The 21,129-nt window shown below is 39.2% G+C and carries 10 protein-coding genes; 1 reads left to right on the top strand and 9 read right to left on the bottom strand.

What is annotated here, in order from left to right:
• Positions 1-3 precede the first annotated feature (3 nt).
• Both L1283_RS20560 and L1283_RS20555 read right to left on the bottom strand, forming a co-directional pair.
• Entirely contained in the window at positions 4-2,445 is a 2,442-nt protein-coding gene (locus L1283_RS20560) for an ABC transporter permease (protein ID WP_429626410.1), read from the bottom strand.
• 204 nt (positions 2,446-2,649) lie between these two features.
• Positions 2,650-2,874 (bottom strand): helix-turn-helix domain-containing protein, encoded by a 225-nt coding sequence (locus L1283_RS20555; RefSeq protein WP_070566237.1) that lies wholly within the window; start codon positions 2,872-2,874, stop codon positions 2,650-2,652.
• Positions 2,875-3,070: 196 nt separating this feature from the next.
• Between L1283_RS20555 and L1283_RS20550 the strand changes: the two genes are divergently transcribed.
• On the top strand, positions 3,071-3,694 hold the full coding sequence (locus tag L1283_RS20550; protein WP_286850989.1) for a hypothetical protein: 624 nt from the start codon (positions 3,071-3,073) through the stop codon (positions 3,692-3,694).
• Positions 3,695-3,842: 148 nt separating this feature from the next.
• Here L1283_RS20550 and L1283_RS20545 read toward each other — a convergent pair whose 3' ends face one another.
• The 7 genes from L1283_RS20545 to L1283_RS20515 all read right to left on the bottom strand — a co-directional run bounded on the left by L1283_RS20545 (position 3,843) and on the right by L1283_RS20515 (position 21,066).
• A complete protein-coding gene (locus tag L1283_RS20545) occupies positions 3,843-6,239 on the bottom strand; it encodes an ABC transporter permease (RefSeq protein ID WP_145327809.1) in 2,397 nt (798 codons plus the stop codon).
• Between the two features lie 27 nt (positions 6,240-6,266).
• The gene (locus L1283_RS20540; protein WP_286850988.1) at positions 6,267-8,672 is read right to left on the bottom strand and encodes an ABC transporter permease; all 2,406 of its coding nucleotides are present in this window, start codon (positions 8,670-8,672) and stop codon (positions 6,267-6,269) included.
• A 246-nt stretch (positions 8,673-8,918) separates the two neighbouring features.
• Entirely contained in the window at positions 8,919-11,303 is a 2,385-nt protein-coding gene (locus tag L1283_RS20535) for an ABC transporter permease (protein ID WP_429626409.1), read from the bottom strand.
• 37 nt (positions 11,304-11,340) lie between these two features.
• Positions 11,341-13,746 (bottom strand): ABC transporter permease, encoded by a 2,406-nt coding sequence (locus L1283_RS20530; protein WP_429626408.1) that lies wholly within the window; start codon positions 13,744-13,746, stop codon positions 11,341-11,343.
• Between the two features lie 33 nt (positions 13,747-13,779).
• Positions 13,780-16,170 carry an FtsX-like permease family protein gene (locus tag L1283_RS20525; RefSeq protein WP_429626406.1) on the bottom strand — a complete coding sequence of 797 codons (2,391 nt, stop codon included), beginning with the start codon at positions 16,168-16,170 and terminating at the stop codon, positions 13,780-13,782.
• 51 nt (positions 16,171-16,221) lie between these two features.
• Positions 16,222-18,615 carry an ABC transporter permease gene (locus tag L1283_RS20520; RefSeq protein WP_429626405.1) on the bottom strand — a complete coding sequence of 798 codons (2,394 nt, stop codon included), beginning with the start codon at positions 18,613-18,615 and terminating at the stop codon, positions 16,222-16,224.
• A 90-nt stretch (positions 18,616-18,705) separates the two neighbouring features.
• Complete coding sequence (locus L1283_RS20515) at positions 18,706-21,066, bottom strand: ABC transporter permease (RefSeq protein ID WP_429626404.1); 2,361 nt, start codon at positions 21,064-21,066, stop codon at positions 18,706-18,708.
• Between the last annotated feature and the right edge of the window lie 63 nt (positions 21,067-21,129).

Genomic DNA, 21,129 nt, shown 5'->3' with positions numbered 1-21,129 from the left:
TATTTATTCATCACGCAGGCTATCCACAGGATTGGCGCGAATGGCTTTCCAAGTCTGATAGCTGATTGTGCCTAAAGCAATTAAAATGGCACTCATTCCTGCAAGAATGAAGTAGAGCCAATTTATTTCGATCCGATAGTTAAAATCTGTAAGCCATTGGTTCATCGCCCACCACGCAACTGGTGTAGCAATGACCAAGGCTACAAACACCAATTTTATAAAATCTCCAGACAATAATCGGAGTAATCTAATCGCATTGGCTCCAAGGACCTTACGTACGCCAATTTCTTTGGTCCGTTGCTGTGTCACATAAGTTGCGAGACCGAAAAGCCCGAGCGCAGCAACAAAAATGGCAACAAGAGCGAAACAAGTGAATATATTCTTGGTCCGTTCCACGTCTTGATAAAGAGCCTCAAAACCTTCGTCCAAGAAGCTGTAGTTAATTTGTTGATTTGGGGCAAATTTGTCCCATACTCCTGTGATATCAGCGAGCGTCTCTTTGAGATGTTGCGGTTTTACCTTAATAGAGAGGAGGGAAGGATTGCCTTGTAATGTCATACAAAGTCCTGCATACCCCTTATCCTTTAGCGACTCAAAAATAAAATCATCTACTACGCCAATGACGGTCCATGTATTGCCATTGGTGATTTTTGCATCAATGGGATTCTTTAAATGAAGTTCGTCGGCCAATTTCTGATTGATAATAGCCGAACTGCTATCGGTGGCTCTGGTGGGATCAAAATTTCGTCCTTTATTTAAATGAAGACCGAATGTGCTCAGGTAATCCTGATCGATTTCCCAAAATTGGCCCTGTGTAGCCATATCAAGATCTTTTCTGCCATCGACCCAGAACGGATTACCATTTCGTTTGGCTCCATCGATGGGTACTGGAAGAAAATCACCCATGGAAACTGAGGCAACATTGGGGAGGCTCTTTAGTTCATTTTTTAAACTTGGAAGCTGTTTCGATAATGTTCCAATACCGCGAAGCACAACGACTTGTTCCTTGTCAAATCCCAGATCTTTGTCCAATATGTAGTTTATCTGTTTATTGGTTACCAATGCTCCAACGATAAGGATAATTGAGGTCGCGAATTGAAAGACAACCAAACTATTCCTAAACAGCGAAGATTTAGCGCCAATGACATTGTTTTTCAGTGCGGTAATTGGTTTAAATTTGGATAGGTACAATGCTGGGTAGATTCCGGCAAGACCACCGATCACCAATATGGCCACCAAAAGAGAAGGAAAGAAGTACGCTGCTATCCAAGGAATGGTCAAGGATTTGTTGGCTAGCTGGTTGAATACGGGTAGTAGTAGCCAGCTTAGAAAGAGCCCAATAATCAGTGACAATACACTATAACAAATTGCTTCAACAAGGAATTGTCCAACAAGCAGCTTCCTGGAGGAGCCAATAGTCTTACGGATACCAATTTCTTTTGCTCTCGTTGCTGCATTTGCTGTCGATAAGTTGATGAAGTTAATACAGGCAATGAACAAAATAAATAAAGCTATTGTTGCGAAGGTCCAAACCATGCGAATATCGCCTCTGTTCAATGTACTAACTTTATCGTCGCTTATATCCACAGATTTTAAATGCATGTCGAGTGCATTCTGTAAAGTTATTTTTGCCTGCTTGAAAAGCGGATTAAGTTTCCGTCCTGATTTTAGATATTCAGGGAGATAATGTATCTCTAAGTAATTCTTTGAAATTTCTTTTTCTGCCAGTGCAACATTTACGTTGGGTTTTAATTTGACATAAACAGTATAATTGTTATTGAGCCAAGCAGTCTGTTCGCCTTGATAAAAAGGTTCTCCAGCGAGCGACATAAAAAAACTATAACCGGCAAGGGTCGAATTGTTGGGCACATCTTCAATGACCCCAGTGATGGTATAGGCCTTCGATTTATTGTTGTTGAGATAAATCGTTTGTCCAATTGGATCATTTTTAAAGTATTTTTCGGCCTTGCTTCTGGTAATAACCAATGTGTTGGGCTTATCGAGTGCATGGGACAGCTGGCCCGAAACCATTGGCATAGGAAACATGTCGAGAATGGACTGGTCGACATAGACAAATCCGTCATCGTAATGGCTATCTGGGCTGTTATTTAATGACAATTGGTTGCTGCCCGCACCGAATAACGGATTAGGTAGGATGCGCCCCGTTTGCTCAATGGAGGGTATTTCTGCTTTTAGGGTTGGCGCTACCGGTGCAGAAAGTGAAACCCAGCGCTCGGTTTTATTCTCTATGGGTAACTGAACAACCAAGCGGTAAATTCTATCCATAGCCGGATAAAACTTATTATAGCTCGTCTCATGTTTTAGATATAAAACAATAAGAATACAGATCGCAATACTAAAGGCAAAGCCACCAATCTTGATGAATGAATATAGCTTGTTTTTCGCCATATTCCGCCAAGCTATTTTGAGATTATTTCCTATCATAGCAGAAATTTTTAAGGTCTGAATGACTGGTAGTTATAATCAAAACAGACGTTTAAGCTGAAATCAATTGCATTGCCATTTTGTTAATGTATTGATAACTAGTTTGTTGTTTTAAATTTGAAAAGCTCGTCTGTACGATATCGAACAGTTTGGCGTTCAGTATCGCACAGACGTTCTAGGCGCTGATGGTAAATAGAGAATTGCTTACTCTTCAATCTCTTTCAGCTGGAGATGATCACATAGTTCGAACATCATTTTAGCTGGATCTGTATCAATAGCCAATGCGATCAGGTACATTTCATCCAAACGTAATTTAGCCGTTTCGGTCATCGTTAACTCATTGATTCTTGCCTTACTTAAACCTGTTTTGCGCGCAATTCGCGATTTATTAACGGATTTCTTCTCTAAAAATTCACCTAGCTTTGTCATAGTTATGATTTAGTATGCTCTTGTTTTGTATAGATAAATATACAAAATGTTATTTTTATTTATACAAATGTTTTTATTTGTAGAATATTTTCTATTCTTTTGTATTGAAAATCTATATCATTTAAATATGTCAATGATGAAAACAGCGAAATTTCAAAAAACAAAAGTATATAGGAGGAGATGCGGAGAGTTAGACATGCAAATATATTATCGTATGCTGCTACAACGTATTTCGCGGCACCTGTCACCCGAAGAAGTTTCTTTTTTAATGGGAAAGTCATTCGATTTTATAAATAAAGTTGAGACATTCAAAAGGAAAAGAACTTTTGTTCATGATTTGGTTGTCATGCAGCTTGTACTAGAAATAAAGAGTATGAATGAATTGATGCTTTACGGAATCGAGTTGTCGTCACAGAAGTATACATATGAATTGCATGTAACTAAATTGGGTGACCGCGTTATTTATGAACTGTATAAAGTTGAGGTAGAGCAAGATCAAAAAGTAATCGAATTTAAGTTAATCGATATTCGACATGATCTCGACCCGTATGAAATTTCGACAATAGAAGAAGTAAAAGAGATAAGTACTCTCTTGGATGAAAATATTGATATGGGATATTTTAATGTGGAAAAGAGACCTGACGAAATACACAACTTATGCTGTGCTAAATTAGGAAGGTATATACATCCTAAAAACCTGATTAAGGTACTAGATGATTTCCTTAATCGGTCTGATGACCGCAAAATTATTCGGAAAGCATCTCAATACGGATTCGGTTATATTTTAGCTGCTCCCACGGAATCGACTGAAAAGAAATAAGCAATTTTTAGCTGTCCAACACGCAAACAGCTAAAAATCGCTTCAAAGATCCTAAGCCGTAGGTACACCAATTATAAACTGATCTACACCCAAATTTGGTTAATAATTAATACACTTTTTAGCTTAGATAACCTACGGCTTATTTTTCTTATTCATCTCTTAAACTATTGACAGGGTTAATACGGGCTGTCTGGAATATACGGGTGGCGATAATCGCTAAAGTTGTCAAACCAATACACAACCCTGTGAAAATAAATAGAACGATCGGTACATCTATATGATAGAAGAAATTTTCTAGCCATTTATGCGTAAACCACCATGCTATAGGGAAAGCTATTAGAATAGCTATCAGGAGGAGTAAGATAAAGGATTTGGAAATCATATATGTGATCGTATTTACGGAAGCCCCTAGTACTTTACGGATACCAATTTCTTTTACTCTTCGTTCTAGTGTATAAATAGCAATAGCTACGATCCCTAAGATGGCAATCAGCATACTGGAACCGGTAAAAAGTGCTAATTGCTGGTATTGTTTTTTTTCTTTGTTATATTGATTCTGTACTTGATCTTCCTGCCAGTTGATCTGCGCTATCCGGTTTGGGAAAAATTTGTTCCATGTCTTGTTTACCAATGCTAAAGCTTCCTTTTTCTTGCCTTCCTCTACCCGAATGAGCATACAGCCACCTTCCCATTCAGTTTCTGCCTTAATTGCAAAAGGACCGATCGGAAACTTTAAACTTGCTCCGTTAAATTCTTTAAATATACCCACTGGTGTATTTTTTAGGAGCTCTAAACTTTTATTGAGTTTAAAAGGGAGCCGTTGGGCTGTTCCTTCGGAAACGAGCATGTTTGTAAATACTGGTTGCCCATTGTGTACCGAATCCGTAAATGATCTGTCCAGTGCATAGTCCGCACTCAAAGGACGTCCGTCAAGGAGTTTTATACCCATTGTTTTGATGTAATCATAATCCGCATAAACAAATACAATAGGCAATTCTTTGTTCGGATCGTGAGGGTCTTTTACTATTTTAAAATCTGCGCCCCCGCTAAAGGGAGTCCAGCTTGTTAGGCTAACCGATGCGATGTATGAATTTTTTAATAGCTCCTGTTTGAAAGCCTGATCCTTTCCTTCCCAAGAGGTATAGTTGATGGCTAAAAGATTTTTAGGTTCGTAGCCAAGATCTTTGCTATACAAATAATGCAGTTGTGCCCGCATTGACATCATGCAGATCGCTACGACGATGGAGATAGCAAATTGGAAGACAACCAGTATTTTGGTAAATGCCATATTTAAGGGAAGTCTGAAGAAAGATAGCTGCTTCCGAAGTTCAAGCGATGGCTGTGTTTTCGATAGAGACAACGCAGTCGGTAAACTGCACAACCAGCCTAAAATTATCCAGGTGGTTAGTAGTCCAGCAAACATGAATAAAGAATGCTGGTAGCTCATTGTCAGTGGATGCTCTAAATAGTTTTCAAATGCAGGACTGACAAGAATATAACCGAAAAATGCGATCAGAAAAGAGCTGGCAAAGAGTATCGTACTCTCTATGCCCATTTGTAAGATTAGATTTCTTCGGCTTGCTCCCAATACCTTACGGATACCTATCTGTTGTGTGCGTTTTAAGGCATGCGCAAAGCTTAGGTTAATGTAATTAATACTGACCAGTATAAGAATAAGTGTCGCTATTCCCACCAGTAGATAAATATCTTGCATGGGATTCTCCCATCCTGTAATACTTTGTAGGTGTATATCTTTGATGGGTTCAATAAAAAGATTAAAACTTTTCGCCCAGTCATTCAGTTTTTGTCCATTGTACCATTTGTTTATTTTGGTCGAAAAGTGGTTAATATCAGTTGTGCTTTTGAGCAATAGAATTTGTGTTTGCAATGAGCCGGCCTCTGTCGGATTGAATTCATTTACCTTAGGCATCAGCACGAGCGCTTCTGCCTGAAAGGATGAATTATGAGGAATATCCTCAATAATAGCATTGACATAATAAGCCTCTGGTTCCCCTTCTTGCGGTTTATTGTAGAATGTGCTGCCGAGTACATCTTTTCCGCTGAAGTATTTTTGTACAGCAGAGGCTGTCAATGTGATGTTTTTTGCACCTGCAATAATTTGTTTTGGATTGCCTGCAATTATTTTTGTATCAAAAAGATTGAAAAAACCACTGTCAATTACTAAGGTACTGATTTCAGCTAGTTGTTTTGACAGACCGTCGATTGTTAATTTCTGTGAACTACTGTTGATCGTGGAATAACCTAAAATTTCAGGAAAATTAGTTTTCAAGACCTTTGAGAGACCTTCAGGAGCTCCTGAAATATTGGTTTTGACACCTTCCTGTGTTTCTTTGGGTACCACCCTCATTCGGTAAAGCTCATTGGAGTTGCCCCATTGTCTGTCGTAGGAAAGCTCATCAATGACAAGTGAACTAATTAACATAAATACCAGTAACGCGATGGTTAAGCCGATGAGATTTGATAGCGAATAGATCCGATTGTGCATCAATGTTCGCCAAGCGGTTTTAAGGTGATTCTTTATCATACTGTTTATGTGGATTGGTTTCTTAGATTATTCATCTCTTAATTTTTCAACTGGATTAAACCGAGTTGATCGAAATACAATAATACCAACCAATAAACTCAGCAAACCAATCAACGTGCCCAATGGTAACAAGTAGGTAAATGCATTGATTTCTACTCGGATAATGTAATTTTGTAGCCAGTATTGCATCAATAGATAGCTCAGTGGAACTGTCGTAAATGCAGCAAATAGGAAGATTCCGTAGTACTCTTTTGAAAAGAGTAACATCAAATGTGCTAGTGAAGCCCCAAGTACTTTACGAATGCCAACTTCTTTATTGCGCAGATGGATGGAAAGCGATATTAATCCGGTAAGTCCCAATGCCACGATCAGTAGCGAAACAACCGTAGCAATCTGGGAAGCGCGATGCAGCTGCAACTCAGTTTCATATAAACTTTTGATACGTTCATCCATAAACTGATACTCGAACGGTGCATCAGGTAGCAACGTTTTCCACTTTTTTTCTAGTTGTTGTACTGCATTGGAAAGAGAGCCTTTTTGTAAGCGAATACTGAGGTATCGGTATTGAAGGCTCTCATGTACATCTATCCAGATAATAGGCGGAGATGCCTGATGAAGTGTGTTGGCTACAAAATTTTCAGCAACGCCCACAACAGTCATTTTGTAATTAGGATCATTGATTGCTATTTGCTGACCAATAGCCTGCTCGGCATTTTTAAAGCCAAAATCATCCATAGCCTTTCTGTTGATGACGACTGGTCTATTATCCGCATGAGTAGCATAGTTTTTAGGAAGAAAAGTTCCCGCAATTAGCGGTATCTCATAGGTTCCCAAAAAGTGACTATCACTTGTAATCCGTTGTACCTGGATTTCTTTGTTTTCAACCGTACCGAATGCAGATTGCATATTGAACCCCAGTAATCCAGGTGTTTCATAAGATAAGCTTACAGATTTTACTTCTGGTTGCTGGCTGAGTTCATGTTGTAAAGTCTCCATTTTGCGAACACCATTTTCGGACCAATCTCTAGGTACTTGAACGGTTAATAAGTAGTCCTTGTTGTAACCTAGATTGCTATGGAGAAATAGGTCCACCTGTTTGGAAATAATTAGTGTGCAGGCCAGCAGCAGCAAGGCTACCCCAAATTGAAAAAACAAAAGAATTTTTCGTACCAGCTGTTTGCCGCCCAAGGTCGAAAACTGATTTTTGACTGCCGGAAGTACCGCTATATTGGAAAGCTTGATTGCTGGATATAGACCCGCCAGTAAACCAATTAATAATGTCATTATACCCAGTAGACCAAAAAAATAAATCGGCAATTCCATTAACGTAGGGAGCTTGCGCATCAAGATATGTTCAAAGATTGGGCTTGTCACGATATAGATTGGCAGACTGATTAATGTTGCTATGGCCACGATCAGGATATATTCGGTCATCAGTTGTCTAATAAGCTGCACCCGAGACGATCCCATCATCTTGCGAACACCCATTTCCTTTAATCGCGTAATATGCTGAGCGATACTAAAATTAATAAAATTTATAATGGCCATGATCAAGATAAAAATAGCCGTCAAGATCAATGTCTGTATCATTTTGCGAACAGCCCCCTGGTTGTCGTCTAAATAATAGGTTTTCAATGGTTTTAAACTAGGGCTATATTGGCTGGAAAATTCCTTATCTGTATTTTTGCCTACCAGTGTCTCTATGGCAGCATCTACTTGTTCCGAGCTGACACCTGGCTTCAATTCAATATAGCCGGCAATATATGGATTATTCCAATTGTCTATAGATCGGCCAAAGAATTGCTCGTTGATGATCGGTAAAAATATGTCTGCATGCATATTCTTTGTAAGATCCATAATGGCATTTTGGACATCAGATTTGATGATTGCTGTAATTTCAAAATCGTGTTTTTCCCCCTTGAAATTTTTTATTTGTAGCGATTTTCCAAGTACATCCACATGGCCGAAATATTTTATGGCTGCTTTGTCACTGATGACAACTGAGAAAGGATTATTCAGGGCAGTATTGGCGTTACCCGCTAGAATATGGAATCCGAACATCGTCAATAGACTAGGATCTCCGAGAGACATCCCTTCTTCATGGATTGTTGCTCCGTTTGCTACGATACCTGTCAATCCATCAATCCGATAATAATTAGAGACGAGATTAGGATACTCCTCATGTAAGGCTTTGGGGAGCGCCCCTAACGTGGTTAAGTTAATACCAAATCCTTCTTTCTTATACTTGCTTTGCAACAAAAATTGCCGATCAATATTTTTGATATTGCTATTCACTTGGTGTACATCCCATACATAGGCGCCTACAAGTAGTAGAAAAGTAATACCGCAGGTCAATCCAATTAGATTGATCAGGTTCTGCACTTTTTTCTTTCGAATATTTCGCCAAGCAATCTTAAAGTTTGTAAAGTTCATTGTCTTTGTAATAAGAATTTATTCCGTTCATGAAGCTGTTTGTATAATGGGGCCTCGACATAGAAAACTAAAAATACAAATGTTTGGCCAAGTGTGTATGTTGTTGATAGTTAGTTTTTTATTGTTGTTGTACTGCTGAGTGCTGTTCGATATCGGACAGTCTGCCGTTCAATATTGTACAGCATTCAATCTCCAGCTCGGCGGATGCCTGTAGCTGGAGATCCTCTTCCATGCCGAAGCAGTCAATCACTCGTTCCGTAAACTATGGACCGGATTTGCTATTGCAGCCTTGATGGATTGCAGTGCAATGACCAATAACGTCAAGATTAATCCAGTGCAGAAAGCAAGGAAAAAGATCCACAAGCTAATTTCTATTCGGAACGGGAAATTAGTTAACCAGTGTTCCATGAGATAATATGCTACAGGAGTGGCAATGGTGAAGGCAATAGCCATCCACTTGAAAAAGTCCTGAGATAGCAAAATGACAATACCTGAAACGGAAGCGCCAAGTACTTTTCGTATGCCAATTTCCTTTGTGCGTTTGAGGATATTGATGGACAGCAAACCTAAAAAACCAAGTGAGCTGATACATAGCGATACAATAGCCGCAATCCAGATAAGTTTTTCAACCAACGCTTCTTTTTTGTAAAGGTTAGCAATTTGCTGATCGTAAAACTTATATTGGAAAACTTCATCAGGATACCAGTTTTTCCATTGTAGCGCTAGCGTTTTCAATAATATATCTTGCTTATGTCCCTTAAACTTAACGGCCAGGTTTTTTAATCGGCTTTCATTGTAGCCAATTACGGTAGGGGATATAGGCTCGTTGAGCGAATTGGTGCTAAAATCTGCAACCACACCTACAATTTTTCCGATGTGCTCTTCATTGAGCCCGCCAGCATTCAGATTTCGGCCAAGGATATCATTTGGGTTTTTAAATCCCAATGTAGTAGCCATCTGCTGATTGACTAAAAACTCTGGATTTTGTGGATTGTCATCAAAATTCCGTCCGGCCAATAATTTGATATGAAAGGTCCTGATATAGGTTGAATCGCCGATTGCATACTTAGCAGGCCATTTTTCCCATTCTGATCTGTTATCAAATTGAAAAGTTCCACCCCATACTTTTTCGTGTGATGGCGGATTGTCGCAGAAAGTAAATGATTGCACTTCCGTTCGATCACGAAGGAAATGTACAATTTTCTCTTTTGATTTCAGCATGTTATTCGTCATGGGAAAGAGAACCACTTGTTCACGATTAAAGCCAATATCGGTCTGCTTGAGATGGTTTACCTGTAAGACAATAACGAACGTGGCAATCAGAAGAATCATGGCGATTACATTCTGTACGACAATAAAAGATTTTCTGGTTAAGCTCCATGGGCCTAAGGTCAACTTTTTTAAGGCTTGCTGGATTTTCATTCGATTTACAAAGATCAGCGGGTAAACAGAGGTGACTAGTGCGGTAGCGGCCCAAAGTATTCCAATTGTACCCAAAAATGAATACAGGTTGATAATTTGCACGGGCTCATCTTCAAATAGGTATTGATTGGCCCAGGAGATGGAAAGACTCAATAGTAATAACGCAAATAAGACTGAGCACGCTGTCAACAGCAAGGTTTCGATCAGAAACTGGTAATACAGTTGCTGCTTGGAACTCCCTAGTATTTTTCTGACCCCCATTTCTACGCTCCGGTTCATTTGTTGGGCAAATACGATATTACTATAGTTGATAAATGCTATACCACCAATGCCCACGGCGATAACAACTAAGATGTTCAATAAGGTTCGTTGGGTCCCTTTGCCATAATTCGCGTCAAAATGAAAATGGGGTAGTGGCAGTAGCTTATAATGAAAATATTGAAGTACATCCTTGTCCCAATATTTCGTGATTAGCTTTTGTATGCTTTTCTCCACAGCAGCCTGATCGGATGTATGTTTTAGTTTTAGTATGATGTTGTTACTTGAATTAGTATAGCCCCAATTGAGAAAGAATCCATCATCTTTGGGAATCTGCCATAAATTTGTCAGTGAATTTAACGATATATAGATATCCGAACGAAAATCGGAATTTCTCTTGCTGTCATCGATGATACCGATGACTTTTATGGGGAATTTGCCATCTACTAAAATTATTTTTCCAATAGGGTTTTCATCTTTAAAATAAATTTTTGAAATACTTTTAGTCAAGGCTACCGTATTGGGTTGATCCAGTTCCTCCGGTTTGCCTTGTATCCAAGGGAAATTTAATATGTTGAAATAGCTGGAGGAAGTAAATGACGCTTTGCCTGCTGTCTGATATAATTGATCCTCTATACGTAGCGTAAGATTTTTATTATCGATATATAATGCTGTTTTTTCTACTTGAGGAATTTCACGAGATATGGCGTCATACATGGCATAAGCGCCCCCTTTGCTGTGTTCTATCTTGTCCAATTTTAAATCTTGTACGACTAAAAAGGTTCGATCTTTATCGACGTGAAACTGATCAAAGCTCAATTGGAAACTATTGTAGATGTAGATAAACAAACTACAGGCCATGGCTAACCCTAGCCCGCAAATCGTCAGCATCGTATAGTAGCCATGTTTAAATAATTGTCTTAAAGCTGATTTAAAATATAGCTGAATCATTGTTTGAGGTTATTGTATCGATAATTATAAACGTTTTTTATTCATCACGTAGACTGTCAACAGGCTTTGTTAGGGCCGCGCGTATCGCTTGTGAACTTACAGTAATTAAAGCAATAAAAATGGCTAGCGCTCCTGCTAGCACAAACATCCACCATTGCATCTCAATACGGTACGCAAAATTCTCTAACCATTTGTGCATCATCCACCAAGATAGGGGAGAAGAAATGATAATGGCTATTAGCACAAGTTTGACGAACTCCGTGGAAAGCATACGCGTGATGTCGGGAACTGTAGCTCCAACAACTTTTCGGATCCCTATTTCTTTTCTGCGTTGATTGGCGGTGAAAATAGCCAAGCCGAATAAACCAAGGCAGGCCACAAAAATAGTCAGTCCCGCAAAGATGCTCAGTAATTTACCCGTTTTCACTTCTGCTTGGTAGGTCTGTGCGTATCGGTCATCCAGAAAGGAATAGCTGAATGGAATGTCTGTTGGAAAGGAACGATAGAGAGAGGCTAATTTTTGAATGAGCTTCTCCATATCGGCTGTTTGGGTTTTGAGAATCAAACTCCCGGCTTGATCGCTAAGAACCATCACAAGCGGAGAGATCTGCTCATGTAAAGAGCGAAAATGGAAATCCTTAACGACACCAATAACACGATAGCTTTTGTTGTCTTTATTGGTCAATATTTTACCAAGGCTATGATCGTTCCAACCTAGATCTTTTGCTGCGGTTTCATTGATGATGACAGAAAGGCTGTCATTACCAAATGTTTTTGCGAAATTTCGTCCTTCTTTAAGCTGCATACCCATAACCGGAATATATTCTTCATCTATATCGTAACGAATCGTTTTGACCCATTGGTCAGTATTGCCATCTGGATAGATGAAAAAATTGTTGTTGTTACTTTCTCCGGCAGGGAGATAGGACGAATGAGAGACATGCTTGATTCTGCTATCTTGCATCAATAAGTTATAATATGTCTTTTCGTTTTTCCCCAAAGGCCAGCTCGGTATAATAAGGACATTATCCTTGTTATATCCAAGTTTAATATGACGCATATAATCCAGCTGCTGAACAACCACCACCGTTCCAAAGATAAGTCCGACGGAAATGATGAATTGAAATACAACAAGCCCACTGCGTAAATTAAGGCCTTTAGCCGAACGACTTATTTTCCCTTTTAATACCCGGAGCGGATTAAATGAGGATAGGTATAACGCGGGATAGCTGCTGGAAAATAGACCGACGACTAAACCAAAAGTCAGTAGGAAGGGGATAATTTTAAAAGCGTCAAGTTTTTGAATTTCAATCTCTTTTCCTGAAATCTGATTAAATAGAGGAAGGGCAAGTAAAACAATTCCCAAAGCTATTCCCAAGGAAATATAAGTCAGGAGGACGCCCTCCAGCATAAATTGTCGCATCAGGTTTTGTTTGTCGGCACCCAGTACTTTTCGTACTCCTACTTCTTTACACCGCTTAAAGCCACTGGCTGTAGATAGATTCATGAAATTAATTGTAGCAATCAATAGCATAAAGAGTGCAATAGCACTAAAAATATAAACGTAACGTATATCCCCCGGAGCGCTGAGGTCGTAGTTGAAATTCGAATGTAGATGGATATCTGTGAGCGGCTGTAGGTAAAGACCGATCTTATTTCCCGTTTTCTTGTATTCTTGGTAACTCATGCCAAAACCTGCCATAAATTGTGTGGCAACATGTTTGTCGAATAGGACGGCTAAGTTTTTTTCGAGCTTTTCACGTGACGCATTTTTCGAAAGTAGCGCATAAGTATAATATTCGGAAGTCATCCACGAATCTGATCGTGAATCTTCCAGTGCATCCAAAGAGGTAAATACATCAAAATGAAAATGGGAGTTTTGAGGGACATCTTTGATTACTCCAGTGATTTTGAGGATATTTGGACTGTCTTTGATGAGGAGGTCTCGACCGACAACATCGTTTGTGCCGAAGTATTTTAAGGCAGTGGATTCGGAAATCACTGCAGAATTTGGGGAAGAAATAGCTGTAGACAAATCCCCTTTAATAAAAGGGAGCGTGAAAATTTTGAAGAAAGAAGCATCTACGAAAGCCATTTTTTCTTCGTGAAACACTTTATTATTGACGACAAATAGGGGGGATCCACCGATTCGTAGTCGTGCAGTTTCTTCAACTTCGGGCAGCTCTGACTTCATAGTCGAAGCTACAGGTGGCATCACATGTGCCTCATTGATCGTTCCGCCCTTTACTGTTCCTCTGAAAACAACACGTACAATACGGTCTGCATGCTCGTTGTAACGATCAAAACTAAATTCATCGGTCACATATAAGCTGATCAGCAGGCAGGTTGCAATTCCCATGGCCAACCCAACGATGTTGATAAACGAAGTGGAGAAATTGCGGGTTAAATTTCTCCATGCTATTTTTAAATTATTCTTGATCATATTGAGGCCCCCTCTATTACTATAAATGAATATTTACTCGTTTCGTAAGCTATCTACTGGATTGTTTAGTGCGGCACGTATTGTTTGGAAATTGACAGTAATGATGCTGATCAAAAAGATGGCAAGCGCGGCAAGGATAAAGAACCACCATTGTACGCCCACATTGTACGCATAATCTTCAAGCCATTTTTTTGAAAAATACCCCGCTATTGGACTGGCAATAAAAATAGCCAAGGTGGATAAGATGAGATAATCTTTTGAAAAGAGACGTGATATGTCGAGCACTGTTGCGCCTAGGACTTTGCGTATGCCAATCTCTTTAGTACGCTGTTCGAGATTTTGCATAATCAATCCTGTGATTCCTAAGGCGGAGATCAACAATGTCAATGCACTGAATAGGATAAACAATTGCACTTGCTTGCTCTCTTTTTCATATTGTTTTGCAATCAAATCATCTATCCAATGGAAGGAAACGTGTTTATCAGGATAGGTATTTTGTATAATTTGAGATACCGATCGAAAGATTTGTTGTTCTTGTCCTTTCCCTACTTTTATCAGCATATTGCCGCTTCCGTTAAAATCTTTTGCCAAAATTACTGTTGGTACTATTTTGCTACGAAAAGACTCACTATGGAAATCTTTGATGATTCCGACGGGGATAATTTGAAGGTCTTTATACAGGATACCGAGTTTTTCTATCCCAAGCTTTTTTGCCGTACTTTCCGTCACAAGGGCATTATTGATACCTTCGTCTTCTCCCAAATCCATTTCAACATGCGTATAATCTTCAGGAGTCAATAATCGACCTTTAACCAACTGGATTCCCAAAGTCTTGGACAAATCGACATCGCCACCGATGAAACTGACTTGGATATTTTTCCCTGGATCGTCCTTGTCAACGATTGTCTTGGCAAGGTAGCCTGACCCGATTGTCGGCGTCCAGGCAGCGACGCTGACCGATTCAACCCCGGTAAGTTGACCAATGCGATCTTTTATATTTGTATTTTGTGTACCCTTGTTGAAATAATCAATGTTTAGCATATTTTTGACTTCCATTCCCAAGGGAGCTGCTTGCATATAGCTGAGTTGGGACTTGATTGTTATAAGGCCAATGATGACGATAATGGCAATGCTGAACTGTGTTGTGATAAGCATTTTTTTGATAAAGACTTCTGCATTGGGAATTTTTGATAGCTTATTTTTTAAGGCATCTGAACTCTTAATACCGGAGATCAGCCATGCTGGATAAAAACCAATTAGCAGGCCAAGGACAATTGCAGTCGCCATAAATGCCAATAGCAACGGGAGCTGTATGGATTTAATATAAGCAAGATCATAGCCTATAAAGTGCTCCAGTTGGGACAATCCAAGTCTAAAGAGTACCAAACTGCATAATGCAGAAATAAAAAACAGTAGGATTGTTTCCAATAGCATCCGTCTGATCATTTGGGCTCGGCTGGCCCCCAATACTTTATGTATATGAAGTGCTCTTAATTTTTTAACTGTTCTTACAGCGTAAATGTTAATAAAATTGATACAGGAAATAATAAAGACCAAAACGGCAACACCCACAAATATGTTTGTTGTTTTTTGGTTGCCGCTGATATCTACACTGCCTAATGGCTCCATATATATATCCTGAATAGGCTGCAGGCGAAAGGAAGTCACCTGTTTTGTGTTGGGACTGAGGTATCCTTTATACCAATGATTTAGTTTCTGTTCAAGATCTATTCTTGGTGTTCCGGGTTTTAGTTGTACAAATTGTTCGGTGTAGTAGCCTGAGCCATCTTTGCTTAATTCCATCGATATTTTGGGGACTAAAGCAATGGCGGAAGCTCTAAGCGTTGAATTATAAGGAAGATTATCCATAACACCCGTAATGATATAATCTGATGGTTTATCGGTATAGGGGTCGGCACTTTGGATGACTTTGCCGATGACATTTTCGTTCTTAAAGTACTTTTCTTTGAATTCTTCGCCGATGAGCAAGTTTGTTTTTCCTTGGACCAGCTGTTTGGGATTGCCTTCGAGAACCTTGATGCTCAACATATCCAAGATATTTATTTCCGACTCCAAAACCTGTATGCCTATGGGTTGTGCTGAGCTTGCATGCGGTTTTAAATAATATTTTCTGGATTCTATCCGAGCCTCATTTTGAATCTCCGGAAATACTTGTTTGAGTTCCGTACTTAAATTAACGAATGTTCTGGACATTTGGCGTTCAAGGCCAGCCGTTGAATCTATGGTCACAATCCGAAAGAGATGATCCGCATTTCTCCAGCTTTTGTCATACGAATTTTCTTCAATGACAAGAGCAAATACGAGAAGGCACAAGGAAAAACCAATACTTAAGCCCAAGATATTGATCCAGGTATATTGTCGGTTGCTAATGAGGCTGCGAAAAGTAAGTTTGAATGAATTCATTCCTTTCTTTATGGTTTAAAACTATACGAAACAATGTTGTTAAACTTTGGGCTACTCATCGCGTAAACTGTTAACAGGATTACCTAATGCAGCCTTAATTGCTTGATAGCTTATCGTGGCCATACTGATCAGAATAGCCAATAGTCCAGCAATGACAAAATAATACCACTGTATCTCAATTCGATAGCTGTAATCTTGCAACCATTTATCCATGGCCCACCAAGCGATAGGTGTGGCGATAAAAATTGCGACCACAACAAGCTTAATAAAATCGATCGAAAGTAAAGAGGTTACTTGGGTGACACTTGCTCCAAGAACTTTGCGGACAGCAATTTCTTTCATGCGCGTTTCGGCCATATAGGCGATTAATGCCAATAAACCCAGACAGGAAATAAAGATCGTCAATCCTGCAAAGATCATGGCCAGTGTACCTATAGCTTTTGTCTCTTTAAATTTCTCTTCGTAGGTCTTGTCAATGAATTGATATTCAAAAGGGTAATCTGGGTTGAACTTTTTAAAGATTGACTCAATCGTTTTTAAGTTGTCTGCGATATTATTGTTTGGATTTAAACGATAATGGATCGTTGTAAACCAGGCTTGCGGTCCTAATATCACCATAGGTTTATTGTCTCCAAATGGCGATCCCATTATGAAATCTTTGACCACCCCAACTACGGTCCATTTTGTTTCATCGCCATCCACAATGCTATTGACCGGGTTTTTGAGGTGCAAACTTTTTACCGCGGATTCATTTAAAATCAAGGCAGTACTGTCTGTTGCAAATTTATAGATATCGATGTCGCGGCCTTGGATCAATGTCAAACCAAGGTTCTTTACAGCATCGGCATCGGTACTAAAACGGTTATAGGAAATGCGTTTGTCCTGTTCCGTTGGTGTGCCGGAGGTAAATCCCCAGCCATTGCTATAGAAATCGGTTACCGGCGACATGTTTTTCGATACAGAAACAACTGCGTTGCTGGCTAACAATTCATTTCTAAGAATTTTGTAATTCTTCTCAAGATCACCTTGGATACTGCTATAAAGTAGCCCATTTTCATTATAACCTCGGTCGCGCTGTTTGGTATATTGGATTTGTTTCGCGACAATGACTGTTGCGATAATCAATATAATAGCGAGACTAAATTGAATGACGACTAAGAGCGAGCGAATACTAAGGCCTCTTGTTTTAGAAACAAATTTCCCTTTCAAGGTCTTGATAGGCTGAAATGAAGAAAGGAAAAAGGCCGGGTAGGTACCCGCTAACACACCCGTAAATAAGGCAAAACCAATTAAAAAAAGCCAGGTTGGTAAGTTTAATAACGATAAGCTAAGCTGTTTTCCCACCAGCTCGTTAAAAAATGGCAGGACCATAAAAACAAGTATAGTCGCGAGTACCATGCCGATCAGGCTAATCAATATGCTTTCAACCAGGAACTGCGCCATTAGGCTTGTCTTATTTGCCCCAATTACTTTGCGGACACCGACTTCTTTTGCGCGGCGTTCGGAACGTGCCGTACTCAAATTCATAAAATTGATGCTTGCCACCAATAAAATAAATACACCAATCCAAGCAAATAGCTTGACGATATCGATACGTCCGGAAGTATAATTTCCTCCTTTTCCGCTATTGTAAAGGAAAGAATCTGGATAGGGGAAGGCAAAAATCTCACCCGTATTTCTTGCAGAAGTATAACCGGCAGCTTTATTACTTGTATTGATATGATCTCTCAGATAGGTTCTGATTTTGTCGTTAAATGCGTTGACTGAAGTACCTTCTTTTAACAGGACATAAGTAGTTATTGAATTATTGCTCCAGTTATCGTCTACGTAACCGATTATTTTTGCATATTCAAATGGGAGGAGGATGTCAAATTTGAAACTTGAATTACTCGGAAGATCTTTAAGTATAGCTTGCACGGTAACTTGATTAACCGAGTCTATCCGAACTGATTTTCCAATGGGATCTTCATTTCCAAACAGTGCTTTTGCGTAACTTTCCGTGAGCACAAGACCTTTGGGATGATCAAATCTCACATTCTGTTCTCCTTTCACAAAAGGCAAAGAAAACATTTTGAAAAAACCAGGATCGATGAAAACAGTATTTGCGATCAGTTTCTTTTCATTGAAAGTTGTTAAAAATTGCGATCCCTCATTATATCTGGTAAAAGCTTCGATATCTGGAAAATCTGCAGCCAATGAGGGCGCTAGTATTTTAGGTGTATAGGCCCAGGCTGATTTTTCGCCTTGAAATTCGTCACGATTACTCAATACGTGCAGGCGATCACCCTTCTCATGAAAGCGGTCCATGGTTAACATGTTCTGCAACCAAAGTGCTATAAGTAATGCTCCGGCCATACCGATCGCCAATCCAATGATATTAATCAAGGAAAAGGATTTGTTTTTCATCAGGTTCCGCCATGCGATTTTGATATAGTTCCTTATCATGGTTTTAATTTTTCGTTTTGCAGTGCTTTGTTCGATTGAAGCGAACCAACTGTCGCTCTATTTTTTGCTTTACGTACTTAATTTTTGCGCTTATTCGTCTCTCAATGTCTTTACGGGATTACTATTGGCAGCTTTTATGGCTTGTGTACTTACTGTAAAGAAAGCTACGAATAAGGCGGAAATTCCTGCTAGTGCAAAAAACCACCATTGTATTTCAATCCGATAAGAAAAGTCCTGTAGCCATTTGTTCATTGCCCACCAAGCTATTGGCGAAGCAATTAGAATGGAAATAATGACAAGCTTAACAAAATCTTTCGATAACATTGCGGTAATTCCAGTTACCGAAGCGCCGAGTACCTTACGAATGCCAATTTCTTTGGTCTTTAATTCAGCAATATAAGAAGCAAGACCAAATAGCCCCAGGCAAGAGATGAAAATAGCCAATCCTGAAAAAATGAATGCGAGTTGAGCTGTCTTTTGCTGATCTTTGAATTTAGCTGCAAATTTCTGATCCACAAACTGGTACTCGAAGGGGTAGGCTGGATTGAACTTTTTAATAATTTCCTCAATTTGCTTTAGGTTCATTTCCATCGCTCTGTTTGGACTGGTGCGTATAACCATATTCAACATCCAATTTTTTGAAGGATAAATCAGTAAGGGGGTTATTGGACTATAAGGTGACCCCGTAATATAATCATTGATTACACCAACGATAGTATAAGTTTTATCGCCCCATTTGAGATAACTTCCTATTGGATTTTCCAGTTTCATTTCTTTGACAGCAGCTTCATTAACTAGTACAGAAGCACTATCTCCCGGTAGCCTGCCATAATCGATGTCTCGACCAGCAATGAGCTTTAATCCAAGAGTTTTAACAAGGTCACTTTCAGTGCGTCCAAGTTCAAAACCCATTTTCTTTGCTTGTTCTGGATTAGCTCCAGGCCATAGGAAACTACCTCCGGAACTGGCTCCATTTTTAGTAATTGACCAGCCCGTACGAGTAACAGCTTCGGCAATGTTGGCAGTGATCAGCTCCGACTTAATAGCCTCATAATTCTTTTCCATGCCGCCTTCAATGGGTACTTCGATAAGTTGTGAATTTTCATAACCTATTTCACGCTGGCTGGCATATTCTATTTGCTTGCGTACGATAATGGTTGCTATAATCAGTATAATAGCAATACCAAATTGAAATACAACCAGTAATTCTCGAAAATTCAGGGAAAACTTGTTTGTCCGTCCAAATATTTTGAGCGATTTTATCGGTTTAAAAGAAGAGAGCACGAAAGCAGGGTATAGCCCTGCAAGTATCCCTGTAAGGAAAATAAAACCAATCAGGGAAAACCAGATCGATGAATCTGAAAATGAAAAGATTAATGCTTTATCTAAAACCTGGTTAAATAGAGGAAGAGTCAGTATTGTCAATACGATAGCACATGTACCTGAAATAAAGGTTAACAATAAAGATTCGGAAAGAAATTGTATGATTAAATGGAAGCGTTGGGCTCCTACAACTTTTCTTACTGCAACTTCTTTTGCTCTTTTTTGGCTGCGGGCAGTACTGAGATTGATAAAATTGATACAGGCGATCAATAATATTAATAAACCTATTCCCGCCACCAATTTAACTTGATCTATTTTTCCGCCAACAGCAATACCCTGCTCAAATTTTGAATACAGATGCATTTTGGACATCGGATAGAGGAACATGGAGCCTTTTATTTCATGGTTTGTTTTCTTGTTGACTATATTATTTAGCTTTTTATTAAAAAGATCAACATCGGTTCCTTCTTTCAGCTTGATATAAGTATAGAAAGTGTTTGAACCCCAGCCAGATGAATAGGTTTCGGCTTTTTCTAAAGGTATCAGATAGGTAAAGTCGAAACTTGTGTTACTGGGGAGATCCTGCATAATTGCCGATACCCTATACAGTTCTTTATTGTCGAGAAGAAGCGTTTTATCTATTGGATCAGTTTTGCCAAATATGTTTTTAGCAAGACTTTCCGTCAGGACGATATCTTTTGTATCTTTTAGAGCCTTCTTGCTATTCCCTTTAAGAAGTTTGAAATCAAATAATTCAATAAATGCTGGATCGACTTCATTTCCCTTGGATTTAATCTTCTTATCGCCAAAAGACATCAGGGCGGTACTGCTCCAATACATCCGCGCAGCGCGTTCAACCTCGGGGTAATCTGCTAGCAGAGCCTGAGATGCCGGTGCCGAAGTGATATCGTTTACGTAGATTTTTTGCTGATCTTCATATTTGTTCCAAAGTTTATATATGCTTTCCTTATTGCTATAAAAATTGTCGAATTGCAATTGATTTTTTATCCATATACCGATGATCAGTACTGCTGCCAATCCGATAGAAAGTCCAATAATATTAATCGCGGAATAGCCCTTGCTTTTCCATAGGTTCCGCCATGCTATTTTGATGTAATTTTTAAGCATATCTGTCGTATTAGGTATCGATAAATAGAAAAAACTTGAATTTTAAAGGTCCAGCTTGTTATT

Source organism: Sphingobacterium sp. HSC-15S19 (assembly GCF_050433745.1).
Taxonomy (GTDB): domain Bacteria; phylum Bacteroidota; class Bacteroidia; order Sphingobacteriales; family Sphingobacteriaceae; genus Sphingobacterium; species Sphingobacterium siyangense.
This window is presented reverse-complemented; position numbering and strand designations above follow the sequence as displayed.

What these genes read in the sequence shown, in the direction of transcription:
- L1283_RS20560 (WP_429626410.1), bottom strand. Translation starts at nt 2,445, where the DNA reads ATGATAGGAAATAATCTCAAAATAGCTTGGCGGAATATGGCGAAAAAC.
- L1283_RS20555 (WP_070566237.1), bottom strand. Translation starts at nt 2,874, where the DNA reads ATGACAAAGCTAGGTGAATTTTTAGAGAAGAAATCCGTTAATAAATCG.
- L1283_RS20550 (WP_286850989.1), top strand. Translation starts at nt 3,071, where the DNA reads ATGCAAATATATTATCGTATGCTGCTACAACGTATTTCGCGGCACCTG.
- L1283_RS20545 (WP_145327809.1), bottom strand. Translation starts at nt 6,239, where the DNA reads ATGATAAAGAATCACCTTAAAACCGCTTGGCGAACATTGATGCACAAT.
- L1283_RS20540 (WP_286850988.1), bottom strand. Translation starts at nt 8,672, where the DNA reads ATGAACTTTACAAACTTTAAGATTGCTTGGCGAAATATTCGAAAGAAA.
- L1283_RS20535 (WP_429626409.1), bottom strand. Translation starts at nt 11,303, where the DNA reads ATGATTCAGCTATATTTTAAATCAGCTTTAAGACAATTATTTAAACAT.
- L1283_RS20530 (WP_429626408.1), bottom strand. Translation starts at nt 13,746, where the DNA reads ATGATCAAGAATAATTTAAAAATAGCATGGAGAAATTTAACCCGCAAT.
- L1283_RS20525 (WP_429626406.1), bottom strand. Translation starts at nt 16,170, where the DNA reads ATGAATTCATTCAAACTTACTTTTCGCAGCCTCATTAGCAACCGACAA.
- L1283_RS20520 (WP_429626405.1), bottom strand. Translation starts at nt 18,615, where the DNA reads ATGATAAGGAACTATATCAAAATCGCATGGCGGAACCTGATGAAAAAC.
- L1283_RS20515 (WP_429626404.1), bottom strand. Translation starts at nt 21,066, where the DNA reads ATGCTTAAAAATTACATCAAAATAGCATGGCGGAACCTATGGAAAAGC.